Origin of the sequence: Shewanella submarina (genome assembly GCF_042646185.1) — a bacterium.
Classification (GTDB): Bacteria; Pseudomonadota; Gammaproteobacteria; order Enterobacterales; family Shewanellaceae; genus Shewanella; species Shewanella corallii.
On record NZ_JBHRTD010000018.1, the window covers coordinates 1,093,529 to 1,108,783 of the forward strand.

General features: G+C 51.4%; 15 protein-coding genes. All 15 read left to right on the top strand.

Annotated features, from left to right (window positions below):
• Positions 1–9: 9 nt before the first annotated feature.
• The 15 genes from flgH (at position 10) to fliE (ending at position 15,244) form a co-directional block, all read left to right on the top strand.
• The gene (flgH, locus tag ACFOE0_RS21955; protein ID WP_248934661.1) at positions 10–687 is read left to right on the top strand and encodes a flagellar basal body L-ring protein FlgH; all 678 of its coding nucleotides are present in this window, start codon (positions 10–12) and stop codon (positions 685–687) included.
• An 11-nt stretch (positions 688–698) separates the two neighbouring features.
• Entirely contained in the window at positions 699–1,790 is a 1,092-nt protein-coding gene (locus ACFOE0_RS21960; RefSeq protein ID WP_248934662.1) for a flagellar basal body P-ring protein FlgI, read from the top strand.
• A 15-nt stretch (positions 1,791–1,805) separates the two neighbouring features.
• Entirely contained in the window at positions 1,806–2,813 is a 1,008-nt protein-coding gene (flgJ, locus tag ACFOE0_RS21965; protein ID WP_248934663.1) for a flagellar assembly peptidoglycan hydrolase FlgJ, read from the top strand.
• Positions 2,814–2,817: 4 nt separating this feature from the next.
• Positions 2,818–4,731 (top strand): flagellar hook-associated protein FlgK, encoded by a 1,914-nt coding sequence (gene flgK, locus ACFOE0_RS21970; RefSeq protein WP_248934664.1) that lies wholly within the window; start codon positions 2,818–2,820, stop codon positions 4,729–4,731.
• An 11-nt stretch (positions 4,732–4,742) separates the two neighbouring features.
• Positions 4,743–5,942, top strand: coding sequence for a flagellar hook-associated protein FlgL (gene flgL / locus ACFOE0_RS21975; RefSeq protein WP_248934665.1), 1,200 nt, complete (start codon positions 4,743–4,745; stop codon positions 5,940–5,942).
• Between the two features lie 90 nt (positions 5,943–6,032).
• A complete protein-coding gene (locus ACFOE0_RS21980) occupies positions 6,033–6,854 on the top strand; it encodes a flagellin N-terminal helical domain-containing protein (RefSeq protein ID WP_248934666.1) in 822 nt (273 codons plus the stop codon).
• Between the two features lie 228 nt (positions 6,855–7,082).
• Positions 7,083–7,901 (top strand): flagellin N-terminal helical domain-containing protein, encoded by an 819-nt coding sequence (locus ACFOE0_RS21985; protein ID WP_248934667.1) that lies wholly within the window; start codon positions 7,083–7,085, stop codon positions 7,899–7,901.
• A gap of 113 nt (positions 7,902–8,014) precedes the next feature.
• Positions 8,015–8,398, top strand: a complete 384-nt coding sequence (locus tag ACFOE0_RS21990; RefSeq protein WP_248934668.1) for a flagellar protein FlaG — start codon at positions 8,015–8,017, stop codon at positions 8,396–8,398.
• Positions 8,399–8,429: 31 nt separating this feature from the next.
• A complete protein-coding gene (gene fliD / locus ACFOE0_RS21995; RefSeq protein WP_248934669.1) occupies positions 8,430–9,794 on the top strand; it encodes a flagellar filament capping protein FliD in 1,365 nt (454 codons plus the stop codon).
• A gap of 7 nt (positions 9,795–9,801) precedes the next feature.
• Positions 9,802–10,125: a flagella biosynthesis chaperone for FliD, FliT gene (locus ACFOE0_RS22000; RefSeq protein ID WP_380712758.1), complete on the top strand. Its 324-nt coding sequence runs from the start codon at positions 9,802–9,804 to the stop codon at positions 10,123–10,125.
• A 7-nt stretch (positions 10,126–10,132) separates the two neighbouring features.
• The gene (fliS, locus tag ACFOE0_RS22005; protein WP_248934671.1) at positions 10,133–10,543 is read left to right on the top strand and encodes a flagellar export chaperone FliS; all 411 of its coding nucleotides are present in this window, start codon (positions 10,133–10,135) and stop codon (positions 10,541–10,543) included.
• Positions 10,544–10,820: 277 nt separating this feature from the next.
• Complete coding sequence (locus ACFOE0_RS22010) at positions 10,821–12,254, top strand: sigma-54 dependent transcriptional regulator (protein WP_248934672.1); 1,434 nt, start codon at positions 10,821–10,823, stop codon at positions 12,252–12,254.
• Positions 12,255–12,347: 93 nt separating this feature from the next.
• Entirely contained in the window at positions 12,348–13,430 is a 1,083-nt protein-coding gene (locus ACFOE0_RS22015) for a sensor histidine kinase (protein WP_248934673.1), read from the top strand.
• Positions 13,430–14,785, top strand: coding sequence for a sigma-54-dependent transcriptional regulator (locus tag ACFOE0_RS22020; protein ID WP_248934674.1), 1,356 nt, complete (start codon positions 13,430–13,432; stop codon positions 14,783–14,785). Before ACFOE0_RS22015 ends, ACFOE0_RS22020 begins: the two co-directional genes overlap by 1 nt.
• A 123-nt stretch (positions 14,786–14,908) precedes the next feature.
• Positions 14,909–15,244, top strand: coding sequence for a flagellar hook-basal body complex protein FliE (gene fliE, locus ACFOE0_RS22025; RefSeq protein ID WP_248934675.1), 336 nt, complete (start codon positions 14,909–14,911; stop codon positions 15,242–15,244).
• The last annotated feature ends 11 nt before the right edge of the window (positions 15,245–15,255 follow it).

Consider the following 15,255-nt stretch of genomic DNA (forward strand, 5'->3'; position numbering starts at 1 on the left):
GCGGTAATTATGATTAGGCTCTCAGTTGTTGCCTGTACTTTGATGCTGACGGTGGGGTGTGCCAGCACCTCCCACAAGCCAATACCGGATGACCCTTACTATGCGCCTGTCTATCCGGACCAACCTGCGACCAAGGTGCAGGTGACGGGGTCCATTTATCAGGACAGTCAGGCCGCCAGCATGTACTCGGACATTCGCGCACACAAAGTGGGCGACATTATTACCGTGGTATTGAGCGAATCTACCCAGGCCAGTAAAAGCGCCAACAATGACATCAGTAAAGGTTCAGACATAACGCTGGACCCCATTCAGGCGGGTGGCGGCAATATCACCATTAAAGGTGTGCCGATTGATTTGGCCTACAAAGACAGCATGAATACCAGTCGTGAATCTGCCGCAGATCAGAGTAACAGCCTGTCGGGCAGTATCTCTGCCAACGTGATGCAGGTGCTGAGCAACGGCAATCTGGTGATCCGTGGCGAGAAGTGGATAACCATCAACAATGGTGAAGAGTTTATCCGTCTGACCGGGCTGGTACGTTCTCAGGATATCCGTCCCGACAACACCATAGAATCAACCCGGGTGGCCAATGCCCGTATTCAGTACAGCGGTTCCGGCACCTTTGCTGAAGCCCAGAAGGTGGGCTGGCTGAACCAGTTCTTCTTCAGTGACTGGTGGCCATTCTAAGGAGGCTCAGGATGAAATTTACCACTCTGATCGCTGCCGCCCTGATGCTGCTTTCTTTGCCGGCGGACGCCCAGCGAATTAAAGATATCGCCAATATTCAGGGGGTGCGTTCGAACCAACTGATTGGTTACGGTCTGGTGGTGGGCTTGCCCGGAACCGGCGAGAAAACCCGGTATACCGAACAGACCTTCAAAACCATGCTGAAGAACTTCGGCATCAATCTGCCGGACAACTTCAGGCCCAAGGTGAAAAACGTGGCTGTGGTGGCAGTGAATGCGGATATGCCTGCCTTTATCAAGCCGGGTCAGACGTTGGATGTCACCGTATCCAGCTTGGGTGAGGCCAAGAGCCTGCGTGGTGGCACTCTGCTGCAGACCTTTCTGAAAGGGGTTGATGGCAATGTGTATGCTATTGCCCAGGGCAGTATGGTGGTCAGTGGTTTCAGTGCTGAAGGTCAGGATGGCTCTCAGGTTATTCAGAACACACCGACCGTGGGTCGTATTCCCAATGGCGCGATTGTTGAGCGCAGCGTGCCCAATCCTTTTGCCAGTGGCGACTTTCTGACCTTTAATCTGCATAGAGCTGATTTCACCACCGCCAGAAATATGGCGACTGCAATCAATAGCTTACTGGGGCCTGAAATGGCCAGAGCGCTGGATGCTTCTTCTATTCAGGTAAATGCGCCAAGAGATCCTTCTCAGCGGGTGTCATTCCTGGCAACGCTGGAAAATATTCAGGTGGATCTGGCTGAAGAAGCCGCCAAGGTGATAGTGAATTCACGTACCGGCACCATAGTGGTTGGCGAGAACGTCAGATTGTTGCCAGCGGCGGTCACCCATGGTGGCATGACGGTGACTATTGCTGAATCACTCAATGTGTCTCAGGGGAACCCTCTGGGGGGCGGCGATACTGTGGTGACACCTGAAAGCACCATAGGTGTGGAAGAAAACAACCGCCGCATGTTCCTGTTTAACCCCGGAACCACGCTGGATGAGCTGGTCAGAGCGGTTAACCTGGTGGGCGCTGCGCCTTCCGATGTACTGGCAATTTTAGAAGCTTTGAAAGTGGCAGGCGCTTTGCATGGTGAGCTTATCATCATCTGATTTCCGGCACTGGCCATGGATAAGCTTTCAAATTCGGCACAATATCTTGACCTCGGTGCCCTGGATAATCTCAGGGCCCGGGCACAACAGGATGACAAGGCAGCCCTCAGGGAAGTGGCGCAGCAATTCGAAGGTATCTTCGTACAAATGCTGATGCAAAGCATGCGGGATGCCAACGAAGCCTTTAAATCAGACAGTCCTTTCAATACCCAATACACCCAGTTTTATGAGCAGATGCGTGACCAGCAGATGTCGGTCGAGCTCGGCGCTCAGGGCGCACTGGGTCTGGCAGACCTTATGGTGCAGCAGTTGTCTCCGGTTGAGTCGGGCATTATGCCGGCCAGTGTACTCAGAGGTGGCTTCAATGGTCCGGTTGTATCTCAGTCAGCTTCAACACTGGAGTCGTTACCGGCTCAATCACAAACACAGCTTAAGCCACTGAACGAAAAGCTGGATGAAGTGATCAGTGGCAAATCTTTGCCGTCGCGGCAAGCCGGAGAGGAAGCGGTACGCTTTGCCTCCCCAGAGGAGTTTGTCAGCGCCTTGCATCCTTTGGCGCAACAAGCCGCCGATAAGCTGGGCACCGAGCCGGAAGTGTTATTGGCTCAGGCCGCTCTGGAAACCGGGTGGGGCCAGAAAATGGTGCGCCGTGGTGATGGCAGCCCCAGCAACAACCTATTCAATATTAAAGCTGACAAGCGCTGGGATGGTGAGCGCGCCAGAGTGTCTACCCTGGAGTTTGAACAGGGAGTTGCTGTGCGTCAGCAGGCTGACTTCCGTGTTTACGATTCATTGGCAAGCAGCTTTGAAGACTTTGTGAACTTTATCAGTAGCAGCGATAGGTACAGTGATGCCCGTGCTGTGGCCTCAGATCCAAATCAATTTATCAAAGCGCTGCAGCAGGCGGGTTACGCAACTGACCCGGCTTATGCGGACAAAGTGATTGGCGTAATGGGCAGAGTAGTTGAACAAGTGGCGTCCGGTGTTGCCGGGATTGCCGGTAACAAGGCGTCCGGAGGATAACTAGATGGGTGTAGATTTACTGAATATTGCCCGCACAGGGGTATTGGCCTCCCAGTCACAACTGGGTGTGACCAGTAACAATATCACTAACGTCAACACTGAAGGGTATCACCGTCAGGTGGCTCAGCAGTCTGCCCTGTTACCTCAGCAGATTGGCGGCAATTTTTATGGCACGGGTACCTATGTCAGTGATGTAAAGCGTATCTATAACGAGTTTGCATCCCGTGAACTGAGACTGGGCCAATCTACCCTGAGCCACGCCGAAACCAGTCATACCAAGTTGACCGAACTGGACGCCCTGTTTTCTCAGATAGGCAAAGCTGTGCCTCAGGGCCTGAATGATCTCTTCAGCGATCTGGGGAATCTGGTGGATCAGCCCGATGACCTGGGGATCCGTGGTGGGGTGCTCAACTCTGCCGGTCAGCTGGCCAATGCCATTAATCAGATCCAGTCAGGACTGGATGGTCAGATGCAGTACACCAATGACCAGATAGAAGGTGTGACCAAGCGCATTAATGAAATCTCCACCGAGTTGGCTCACCTGAACGGTGAACTGCTTAAGACAGGTGAAGACAATATGCAGCTGCTGGATGAGCAGGACAGACTGCTTAAAGAGCTCAGCGGTTACGTTCAGATTAATGTCATTCCTCAGGAAGGCGGAGTAAAGAGCGTCATGCTGGGCGGCTCAGCCATGTTGGTGTCCGGTCAGGAGGTGATGACCGTCAGCCTGCAGGATGGTGACCCATTCCCACAGGAGCCTAAGTTGGCTGTCGAGGTAGGTGGCAATCCGGTGGCCATTGATGGCACCAAGGTCGGTGGCGAACTCGGCGCTCTGTTCCAATATCGGGATGAGACTCTGTTGCCATCAATGCATGAGATTGGCCAGCTGGCGCTGGGTGTGGCCGATGCATTCAATGAAATGCAGAAGCAGGGACTGGATCTCAACGGTGAAGTTGGCAGCAACATCTTCAACGATATCAATGATCCTGTGGCCAGTTTCGGAAGGGTAGGTGCTGTGTCTGATAACGCAGGTACGGCCGCGTTATCAGTAGAGATAACCGATACCGCCGCGCTTAATGGCACTCAATATGAGCTTAGCTTCACCGCGCCTTCAACCTATGAACTGAAGGACTCTCGCACCGGTAATGTTCAGAATTTGACTCTAAGTGGAACCACATTGACCGGTGGTGACGGCTTTATCATCAATATTGATTCCGGTGCCCTGGCAGATGGTGATGAGTTCATTATTCGTCCCACTGCCGGTGCCGCGTCCGGGTTAAAAGTCGAAATGACCGACCCTAAAGGTATAGCAGCGGGCACAGGCGTCAGCGCCGATGAGAATAATGCCGGTGATGTCGAGGTGCAGATCACCAGCATAGACAATCGCGGTGCGGCCAATTTCCCGGTGACCGGCAGTGAGCTGACTTTTGAAATCAACACCGCCACCAATCAATACCAGGTGTATGACGCTGATGGCAATGCGGTTGGTGGCCCAACGGCTTACACACCACCTTCCATCAGTGCATTCGGCTTTACCTTCGAAGTGACTGCCAATGGTGCGACAACTGAAAGCTTTACCTTCGATTTGTCAATCAAGCCCGGTGACAACAGTAATGCACTGCAGATGGCCAAGTTGAATGAAGCCAAGTTGATGAATGGCGGTAAGTCCAGCTTTGCCGATGTGTATGAAACCACCAAGCAGAATGTGGGACATAAAACCAAGTCTGCCGAAGTGAGTATGGAAGCAGCGGAAGCCGTTTACCTGCAGGCACAGGCCAGGGTAGAGAGTACATCTGGCGTCAACCTCGACGAAGAAGCCGCCAATCTGATGCGCTTTCAACAGTCTTATCAGGCTGCTGCCAGGATCATGACGGTATCTCAGCAGATTTTCGACAGTCTTATCACCTCGGCGCGGTAGGAGATTAGGTTATGCGTATTTCAACGACTCAAATGTTCAACCAGAACATTAACAGCATTCTGAAGCAGCAAAGTTCTGCCGCCGGTGTACTCGAGCAGCTTTCCAGCGGCAAAAAAGTGAACACTTCTGCCGACGATCCTGTAGCGGCCAACGGCATAGATAATCTGAATCAGCAAAATGCGCTGGTGGATCAGTATATGCGCAACATTGACTATGCCACCCACAGACTGTCTTTGGCCGAAACCAAGTTGGGCGCGGCTGAAGAGATGTCCATGTCGATGCGGGATCAGATCCTCAATGCCGTTAACGGCAGCTTGAGTCAGTCAGAGCGGCAAATGATTGCCGATGAGATGCGTGACACCCTGGAAGAGCTGCTGAATCTTGCCAATACCAAGGATGAAACCGGCAATTATCTGTTTGCCGGATACAAAACCGACACCCTGCCTTTTGAAACTGATGTAAACGGCGAATACCTGTACGCCGGAGACGACGGCAGGCGCGACGCTGCAGTGGCGAATGGCGTGGTGGTGGCAACCAATATTCCTGGTGACCAAGCCTTTGTTTTTCCTAATGCACTTGGTGATTATTCCGTCAATTATTTGGCTGGACAGACAGGTGAATTCGAGGTGAAAAGCGCCAAAATCACCAATCCGGCTACCCATGTGGAGCAGGACTATACCTTCAACTTTATCGATAACGGCGCGGGTGGCGTGAATCTGGAGGTCAGGGACCCCGGTAACGGCCTTGTGACTACTGTAAATAACTTCGATGCCGCTAATCCCGTGAGTTTCAATGGTATTGAGGTCAAGCTCAGCGGCACCCCGAAAGCCGGAGATAGCCTGACTTTGACGCCTGAGCCAGAGATCAATCTGCTGAATAATTTCGCCGATGCGATCGCGCTGCTGGAAACAGAAGATATTAATACTCCGGCCGGCAAGGCACAGTTGGCACAGCTTTTGAATAACACTGATAGCGGTCTTAACCAGATCAGTATTGCCAGAGGCGAGACTGGTAACAGTCTAAAGAGCTTTGACAGTTATGCCTCCAGGCACGAGGAAGAGAAGTTGGCCAATACCGGCGCTCTTTCTCTGCTGGAAGACCTGGATTACGCCTCGGCCATTACCGAGTTTGAAAAGCAGCAGTTGGCTTTGAATGCGGTGTCGAGTGTGTTTGGCAGAGTCAGTAATTTATCTCTGTTTGATTATCTCTAGAGATTTAGCTGACCAAGTGCAAAGCGAATTTAGTTTGAAGATTAGCCAAGCTCCAAGCCTTGGCGTTACAACTAGGAAGAGGAACTGAAAATGGCTATTACTGTTAATACAAACGTAACGTCCATGAAGGCTCAAAAGAATCTGAATATGTCCAGCAGCCACCTGTCAACGTCTATGGAGCGTCTGTCCAGTGGTCTGCGGATTAACAGTGCAAGAGACGATGCGGCAGGTCTGGCGATCTCCAACCGTCTGAACTCTCAGGTTCGTGGTCTGGAAGTGGGCATGCGTAACGCCAACGATGCTATCTCTATCGCACAGATTGCCGAGGGTGCGATGCAGGAGCAGACCAACATGCTGCAGCGTATGCGTGACCTGGCAATCCAGGCGGAGAACGGTGCAAACAGTACTGATGACTTGCAGGCACTGTTGGATGAGATCAATCAGCTGAAGTCAGAGATTACTGCAATTGGTAACAGTACTGCCTTCGGTAATACCAAGCTGATGACAGGTGGTTTCTCAGCAGGCAAGCTTTTCCAGGTGGGTCACCAGGATGGCGAAGATGTGACTATCTCAGTGAACACCAATAACGCCAGCAGCTTGTCAGTTAACGCCATCACGGTAATGACATCTGCCGGACGTGACTCTGCCATTGGTCGTATTGATGATGCGATCAACAGAATTGATACCCAGCGTGCGAAGTTGGGTGCGGTGCAAAACCGTCTGTCCCACAACATCAGTAACAGTGCCAACACTCAGGCCAACGTTGCCGATGCGAAAAGCCGGATTGTGGATGTCGACTTTGCCAAAGAAACTTCCACTATGACCAAGAATCAGGTGCTGCAACAAACAGGTTCTGCCATGTTGGCTCAGGCCAACCAGTTGCCACAGATCGCCCTGTCTTTGCTGGGATAAATTGGTAAATAAAATAAGCTGCACCGGTGGAAGTGAATTCCGCCGGTGCTTTTTTGTTATACAAATCATTGGTTTATGTGTGAATATTCCGTTAGGGGTAAATTTTTAAAAAAAGGCTAAAGTTCATCCAATTGGTGCCGTTAAAGTGACTGTAACGAGAAAGACCCGCCTGGCTTGACATGAAAGACAGGCATGTTTCCAAGCCAGGTTATTCAAGAGGATAGGATTATGGCGATTACAGTTAACACGAACGTGACCTCACTGAAGGCGCAAAAGAACCTGACCATGTCAAACAGCCATCTGGCTACCTCCATGGAGCGTCTGTCCAGTGGTCTGCGGATTAACAGTGCCAAGGATGACGCCGCCGGTCTGGCGATCTCCAACCGACTCAACAGTCAGGTACGTGGTCTTGAAGTTGGTATGCGTAACGCAAACGACGCTATCTCCATTGCACAGATTTCTGAAGGTGCGATGCAGGAGCAAACTAACATGCTGCAACGTATGCGTGACCTGGCAGTTCAGTCGGAAAACGGTGCCAACAGCACTGCTGACTTACAGGCCCTGCAGGATGAGATTACTCAGCTGGCTACAGAGATCACTGCGATTGGTGACACCACCGCTTTCGGTAACACCAAGCTGCTGGACGGTGATTTTTCTGCCGGTAAGCTGTTCCAGGTAGGCCACCAGGACGGAGAAGACGTTGCTATCTCTGTAGGTGAAAGTAACGCCGGCTCACTATCAGTCAATGCCCTGACAGTAACTACCTCTGCGGGTCGTGACTCTGCAATTGGCAGGATTGATGCGGCGATTAACACCATTGATACCCAGCGCGCAAAACTGGGTGCGATTCAGAATCGTCTGAGCCACAACATCAGTAACAGTGCCAATACTCAGGCCAACGTTGCAGATGCCAAGAGCCGTATTGTGGATGTGGATTTTGCGAAAGAAACCTCCACCATGACCAAGAACCAGGTGCTGCAACAGACAGGTTCGGCCATGTTGGCTCAGGCCAATCAGCTGCCACAGATTGCGCTCTCCCTCCTCTAAGGTTGAGGAAAGCACCGAAAATCTGAGGTTTGGAGGGAGATTCGGTGACGGATCTCCCTTCGTGCTTTGAAGTTAAAGCACATTAAGATAGCTAGTTGAGGTGAGAAATCGCTATGGATATTCAAACAGCAACGACATCAACTCTCGCTAAGCAGGATGCAAGTGGGATTCAGGTCAAACAGTCGCACCAAATGCAACCTGAACTGGACCCACGTGGCACGATCAATGCAGTGGAAGAAAGTGCCAAAAAAGAGAATGCGAAAGAGCAGCCCACCGAGAAGCAGCTTGAGGATTTGGCAACTAATATGTCAGATATGATGTCCATGATGCGTAAAGGCCTGGCCTTTCGAGTGGACGACAGTTCGGGCACCAGTGTGGTGAGTGTTTTGGATGTGGAGTCAGGGGAGGTTTTGCGTCAAATTCCCAGCGAAGAAGCGTTGGAGCTTGCGGCAAAACTGACTGAAGTCACAGGACTTTTGATGAAGACGGAGGCATAAAGCTTACGTCTTCCACTTTTCAGAGGTTGTTATGGGTCTGACGGCAACAGGTATAGGTTCAGGGTTGGATATTACCGGCATTGTGCAGGTATTGGTTGATGCGGAAAAGGTGCCAAAGGAAGCCATTTTCGACAAAACCGAACAAACCATTGAGTCAAAGGTGTCGGCGATAGGCACCCTGAAAAGTAAATTGTCCACCTTCCAGGATGCGCTTGAAAAGCTGAAAGATGGAGACAGTCTTAACCAAAGATCTGTGTCCACTGGTGACAGCAGTTTTTTCACTGCTGAAGCGACCAAATCAGCTCAACCTGGCAGCTATAACATTATTGTTGAGCAGCTGGCGCAGGCCAATAAAGTTGGTGGCACCAATGTAGCCGATGCTACTGCCGGAGTGGGTGAGGGCAGCCTTGCCTTTACCGTCAATGGCGAGAGCTTTAGCGTGGATATCGCCAGTGGTGATGATTTGGCCGCCATTGCCTCCAAAGTCAACAGCGCCGCAGACAATGTAGGTATTACAGCTGCTGTAGTGAAAAGTGATGCCGGCAGCCGATTGGTATTCAGCTCCCAGGAAACTGGCACAGACAGTGCTGTCAATGTGACGGCGACCGATACCACGGGAACTGGTCTTAACGATATGTTTGGCACTGGCAACCTGGAGACTATTCAGGACGCCAAAGACTCCATTATTTATATTGACGGCCAGAAACTCACTTCTCAGTCCAATGAGGTGCAGGGGGCGATTTCAGGTGTGTCTTTGACATTGACCGATGCCGACCTCAATGAAACCAGCACCCTGACCATTGCACAGGATAACGAAGCTGTGACAGCAAACGTCAATGCGTTTGTGACAGCTTACAACGACCTTATCAGCTCCATCGACAAGCTTTCTTCCTACGACGCCGACAAGAAAGAGGCCGCTGCTTTGCAGGGCGACTCTATGATCCGTTCGTTGGAGTCTCAGCTCAGAAATACCATCAGTGAGCGCGTTGATGATGGCAACGGCTCGACAATTGCCCTTTACGACATCGGCATTTCGGTGGACAGGTACGGCAAAATGTCGGTAGACAGCAGTAAGCTGTCTGATGCCGTCGAGAATGATATGAGCAAACTGGAGAGTCTGTTTTCCACAGAAACCACAGGTTTGGCAAATCGACTGGACACCACGGTAGAAAGCTATGTCAAAGCCGGTGGTGTGATTGACAGTCGTAAGAATTCATACACTTCTGAGCAGCAAAGGCTGGATGATCAGAGAGAAGCCTTTGCTCGAAAAATGGAACTGTTGGAAGCACGGCTACTTAAGCAGTTCAATGCTATGGATCTGGTGGTTGCTCAGCTTAACCAGCAGAGTGCCGGACTGGCGGACAGACTGAACTCTCTGCCCGGCGTAATCGGCTAAGGATGTGATGATGCAGGCGTTGGATGAATTGAATACTCAGCTGACTGAGTTGCTCGGCAAACTTACAGCTTTACCCGCTGAAGATGAAACTGTCGACAACTTGGTATCAGATTTGCTTGCTTTAGTAGGCAAGCGTCAACTTTTACTCAATACCTTGTTGGCCGACGAGAGTTTTACAGATAAAGCCTATTTGCAACAGCAATTGGCATTAACTGAAAGCTTTACCCGTCAGTCGACAGAGATGAGAGCCCATCGTCAGGCCCTGTTGCATCTCGGGAGTAAGAGCAAACGTCAGGTTAATGTTTACAAAGCGATAGATGCAAATAGGTAGGTGAGTTATGAGAGGATCGCTGCAGTCATATCGAAAGGTTTCGCTGGAAAGTGAAATTGCCGTTGCATCGCCCCACAGGATTATTCAGATGATGTTCGCCGGGGCGCTGGAACGACTGGCGCAGAGCCGTTACGCCATTGAACAGCAGGATTTCGCCAATAAGGGTATTTTGATTGGCAAAGCTGTCGGGATTATCAATGGTTTGAATAACAGTCTGAATATGGAAGAAGGTGGTGAGATTTCTGATAATCTCAGTGAGTTATACAACTTTATGCTCCGCCGTATCTCCGAGGCTAATTTGAACAATGATGTTCAAGCCATCGACGATGTTATGGAAATCTTGCGTAACATCAAAGAAGGTTGGGACGCTATCCCGGAAGATCAACACCATATGACTTCCCACAGTGAAGCTGTGTGACCAGGGAAATCGACCAGTAAGGCGCATCTATGCGCCTTTTTGACGTTTGACGGTTATTTGACGTTATTGTCGCATTCGCAGGCTTGAATTGAACTATCATTAGGTTACCGAGCAAATAGAGTGCACAGAAACTTGCGTCCGGGGCATCGATATTAGAATATGCCCTTGGTAAAATACTCAGAACAGAAAGCTGTGCCCCACCAAAACAGGGTGTCTGAGCAACTAACATCTAGAATAAATGCCACAAACCCGATAACTGAGCTTTACGGCCTACTGAATGATGCAAACAGAACAACAAATCTTAATTGTCTCAAAGCCGTCAGAGCGGTTAACCCGCCTGAACTGTATCTTTGAGTTTTTGGGCGAGCAGGTTGAACACCTGTCCATGGATGAACTATCGGCCAAGCTGGATGCGACTCGTTTTCGGGCCCTTATCATCTCGCTGGATAATGTTTCCTTTGATGATGCGAAATCCATCTCGGCAAAATTTCCCTGGCAACCTATGTTGCTGCTGGGCTCAGTAGACGGCGCGCTTGCCGGTAACATGCTGGGCACCATTGAAGAACCTTTCAATTATCCCCAGCTCACTGAGCTCCTTCATTTCTGTCAGGTCTTCGGTCAGGCCAAACGCCTTGAAGTGCCTACCAGCGGTAACCAAACCAAGCTGTTCCGTAGCCTGGTTGGTCGAAGCGAAGGCATTGCCCGGGTCCGTCATCTGATTAATCAGGTTGCTGGCTCTGATGCGACAGTGCTGGTGCTGGGACAGTCAGGTACTGGTAAAGAGGTGGTGGCCCGTAATATCCACTACCTGTCTACGCGACGTGATGGCCCCTTTATTCCGGTGAACTGTGGTGCAATCCCGCCTGAACTACTGGAAAGTGAGCTGTTCGGTCATGAAAAGGGCTCTTTTACCGGGGCTATCAGCTCCCGAAAAGGCCGTTTTGAACTGGCTGAAGGCGGTACCCTGTTCCTCGATGAGATCGGAGATATGCCGCTGCAGATGCAGGTTAAGTTGCTGCGAGTGTTGCAGGAACGGGTATATGAGCGGGTCGGTGGCACCAGGACATTGAAAGCGGATGTACGGGTAGTCGCTGCGACTCACAGAGATCTTGAAAAGATGATCGAGGGGAATGAGTTCCGTGAGGATCTCTTCTATCGTCTGAACGTGTTCCCGGTAGAAATGCCATCACTGAGCGAACGTGCAGAGGATATCCCGCTGTTGCTGCAGGAGCTGGTCAGCCGGGTATATAACGAAGGCCGTGGTAAGGTGCGTTTTACCCAGCGCGCTATTGATTCCCTGAAAGAACACAGCTGGACGGGTAACGTGCGTGAGCTTTCCAACCTGGTTGAACGCCTGACCATCCTTTATCCGGGCGGCCTGGTAGATGTCAACGACCTGCCGGTGAAGTATCGTCATATCGATGTGCCTGAATACTGTGTTGAAGTCAGCGAAGAGCAGATGGAGCGTGATGCGCTGGCGTCTATCTTTAGTGACGAGGAGCCGGTAGAAATTCCTGATTCCCGCTTCCCCAGTGAGCTGCCTCCTGAAGGTGTTAACCTCAAAGATCTGCTGGCCGAGCTTGAAATCGATATGATACGTCAGGCACTGGAGCAGCAGGACAATGTGGTTGCCCGGGCTGCTGAAATGCTGGGTATTCGCCGTACGACTCTGGTCGAGAAGATGCGTAAATACGGTATGGGTAAAGATTAAAACCCATAAATAACACTAGCTTAAAAGTAAGTCTTTTGTTGGCATAGTGAATGCATAAACCCCGTCAGAAACGTTTTTTTGACGGGGTTTTTTATGTCAGCGAACTCTTTGGCTTCGTTTACTACCATAGAGCACACGGGAAAGCAGTGGATCCCCATGCAGGAGGCGGCCAATATGTCCTCCCGCATGGAGCATATTCTGCAGGCCATGCCTTCAGGAGTGATCCTGCTTAATGGCGACGGTGTTGTGTATGAGGCCAACCCGGTTGCGGTGGAGCTTCTGGGGGAGCCCCTGGAAGGAGAGCGCTGGCTGAATATCATCAAGCGCTCTTTTGCGCCTCAAGATGATGATGGTCATGAGGTATCGCTGCGAAATGGTCGTCGGGTCAAACTGGCGATGACGCCTCTGGACCCAGAGCCTGGTCAGCTGATTGTATTGACTGATCTGACTGAAACCCGCCTGTTGCAAAAAAACCTGTCTCACCTTCAGCGGTTGTCAGCGCTGGGCAAAATGGTTGCCACGCTGGCGCATCAAATCCGCACTCCTTTATCTGCTGCACTTCTGTATGCCTCCAATCTTGGCAGTGCCACGCTGCAGCCGGACTCCAGAAACCGTTTCCAGCAAAAGCTGGTGGACAGGCTCAATGATCTTGAGCGTCAGGTTAACGACATGCTGCTGATGGCCAAAGGCCGTCAGGATGGTATGGCGGAAAGCCTGCAGTTACAGACAGTATTGGATGCTGTGATGGCCAACTGTGAGCCGATCGCCAAACGTCAGTCGGCGGTCATTAGCCGTGATGAACACAGTGAGGGTATGGTCCTTGGCAACAGCAATGCCCTTGCCAGTGCCATTGGCAATTTGGTGATGAATAGTCTGGAAGCGGGGGCGTCACAGGTTGCTCTGGTCACCCGGGAGCAAGGTGGCAGTCTTGTATTGCAGGTGATAGACAACGGCAAGGGACTGGATACCAAGTTACAGCAACAGGTACTGGAACCTTTCTTTACCACCAAGGCGCAGGGAACCGGACTTGGTCTGGCCGTCGTGCAATCGGTTATCCGTAATCATGGTGGCCAACTGCAGCTGAGTTGCCAGCCCGGCAAAGGTTGCATAGCCACTGTGACCCTGCCTTTGTGTCAGCACAGCCAGGCAGCTGAAAAACAACCGGAGGCAATCTGATGGTACAGGCAAAAATACTGTTGGTTGAAGACGACCACTCATTGCGCGAAGCACTGCAGGATACGCTGATGCTGGGACAGTATGAGTGTATTACCTGCTGTGACGGTGAAGAGGCCATTATTGCGCTCAAATCCAATACTGTGGATATGGTGATTACTGATGTTCAGATGCCGGGGGTCGATGGCATGGGGCTGCTGAATTTTCTGCAGCAGAATTATCCCAAGATCCCTGTGTTGCTGATGACGGCGTATGCCACGGTCAATAACGCGGTCAATGCTATTAAACTGGGAGCCGTGGATTACCTGGCCAAGCCATTTGCGCCGGAGGTACTGCTGAATCAGGTCAGTCGTTATCTGCCGACAAAAGCGCCGGGCAATGACCCTGTGGTCGCCGATGAACGCAGTCATGCGTTGCTGGCTCTGGCTCAGCGTGTTGCGACTTCCGACGCTTCAGTGATGATTACTGGCCCAAGCGGCAGTGGTAAAGAGGTGATGGCCCAGTATATCCACAGACACAGCAACCGACAGGATGAACCTTTTGTTGCTATCAACTGCGCAGCCATCCCTGAGAATATGCTGGAAGCCACTTTGTTCGGTTATGAGAAAGGGGCCTTTACCGGTGCCTATCAGGCCTGTCCCGGTAAGTTTGAGCAAGCCCAGGGCGGCACTTTGCTGCTGGACGAGATCTCCGAGATGGATTTGGGGCTGCAGGCCAAGCTGCTACGGGTGCTGCAAGAAAGAGAAGTGGAAAGACTGGGTGGTCGCAAGACTATCAAGCTGAATGTCAGAGTACTGGCTACATCCAACCGGGACCTCAAGCAGATGGCTGTAGAAGGCGGATTCCGCGAAGACCTTTATTACCGAATCAATGTGTTTCCGCTGGCCTGGCCTGCACTGTGCGAGCGTCCAAAGGATATTCTGCCTTTGGCTGAGCATCTGCTGGGACGTCACAGTCAGCAACAGGGAATGACTCATCCCCCAATACTGGATGATGACGCCAGACATAAGTTGCTTGCCCATCGCTGGCCGGGGAACGTGCGGGAACTGGATAACGTGATGCAAAGAGCCTTGATCCTGGCACAGGGCGGCAGGGTGGTTGCCGACGATATTATTCTGGATCTGCAGGATGTGCCCATGGCCATGAGTACGCCTGTTGAGCAACCTATGAGCCAGGACGTTTCAGCAGACAGTCTTGGACGGGAACTGCAGGCGCAGGAGCATGTCATTATTCTGGAGACGCTGAGTCAGTGTAACGGCAGCCGTAAACAGGTGGCCGAGAAGCTGGGGATCAGTGCCAGAACCCTGAGATACAAGATGGCGAAAATGCGCGAACTGGGCATTGAGCTGCCTGCCTAACTCCTTCATATTTTTCAAAGAGAAAGCAGGCCAATTGGCCTGCTTTTTCAGTTTGGCAAACTAATTGCATTAACTCATGTAAGGGATATTGACTCGTCAACAATTCGACGCCAGGAGTCCAGCATGCAGATTACAGACAACCCACTAATGATGGAAATGCAACGCCTCAGAGGAGAAGTTGCGCCTTCACAGGGGCTTGAAACTCAGGTTACCCAGCAGGTTAACAACACCAGTGGTGCCGATTTCAGTGCTTTGCTGTCTCAGGCTTTGGGGACAGTCACTGAGCTGCAGTCAAACTCTGCTCAGCTGGCTACCCGTTTAGAGATGGGGGACTCCAGGGTCACCCTGTCAGACACTGTGATTGCCAGAGAGAAGGCCAGCGTCGCTTTCGAAGCAACAGTGCAGGTTCGCAACAAGTTTGTTGAGGCCTATAAAGAAATTATGAGCATGCCGGTGTAATGCCAGGACAG

What these genes read in the sequence shown, in the direction of transcription:
- ACFOE0_RS22000 (WP_380712758.1), top strand. Translation starts at nt 9,802, where the DNA reads ATGATGCAGGCGTTGGATGAATTGAATACTCAGCTGACTGAGTTGCTC.
- ACFOE0_RS21960 (WP_248934662.1), top strand. Translation starts at nt 699, where the DNA reads ATGAAATTTACCACTCTGATCGCTGCCGCCCTGATGCTGCTTTCTTTG.
- fliD (WP_248934669.1), top strand. Translation starts at nt 8,430, where the DNA reads ATGGGTCTGACGGCAACAGGTATAGGTTCAGGGTTGGATATTACCGGC.
- ACFOE0_RS21990 (WP_248934668.1), top strand. Translation starts at nt 8,015, where the DNA reads ATGGATATTCAAACAGCAACGACATCAACTCTCGCTAAGCAGGATGCA.
- fliE (WP_248934675.1), top strand. Translation starts at nt 14,909, where the DNA reads ATGCAGATTACAGACAACCCACTAATGATGGAAATGCAACGCCTCAGA.
- ACFOE0_RS21980 (WP_248934666.1), top strand. Translation starts at nt 6,033, where the DNA reads ATGGCTATTACTGTTAATACAAACGTAACGTCCATGAAGGCTCAAAAG.
- flgK (WP_248934664.1), top strand. Translation starts at nt 2,818, where the DNA reads ATGGGTGTAGATTTACTGAATATTGCCCGCACAGGGGTATTGGCCTCC.
- ACFOE0_RS22010 (WP_248934672.1), top strand. Translation starts at nt 10,821, where the DNA reads ATGATGCAAACAGAACAACAAATCTTAATTGTCTCAAAGCCGTCAGAG.
- ACFOE0_RS21985 (WP_248934667.1), top strand. Translation starts at nt 7,083, where the DNA reads ATGGCGATTACAGTTAACACGAACGTGACCTCACTGAAGGCGCAAAAG.
- fliS (WP_248934671.1), top strand. Translation starts at nt 10,133, where the DNA reads ATGAGAGGATCGCTGCAGTCATATCGAAAGGTTTCGCTGGAAAGTGAA.
- flgJ (WP_248934663.1), top strand. Translation starts at nt 1,806, where the DNA reads ATGGATAAGCTTTCAAATTCGGCACAATATCTTGACCTCGGTGCCCTG.
- ACFOE0_RS22020 (WP_248934674.1), top strand. Translation starts at nt 13,430, where the DNA reads ATGGTACAGGCAAAAATACTGTTGGTTGAAGACGACCACTCATTGCGC.
- flgL (WP_248934665.1), top strand. Translation starts at nt 4,743, where the DNA reads ATGCGTATTTCAACGACTCAAATGTTCAACCAGAACATTAACAGCATT.
- flgH (WP_248934661.1), top strand. Translation starts at nt 10, where the DNA reads ATGATTAGGCTCTCAGTTGTTGCCTGTACTTTGATGCTGACGGTGGGG.
- ACFOE0_RS22015 (WP_248934673.1), top strand. Translation starts at nt 12,348, where the DNA reads ATGTCAGCGAACTCTTTGGCTTCGTTTACTACCATAGAGCACACGGGA.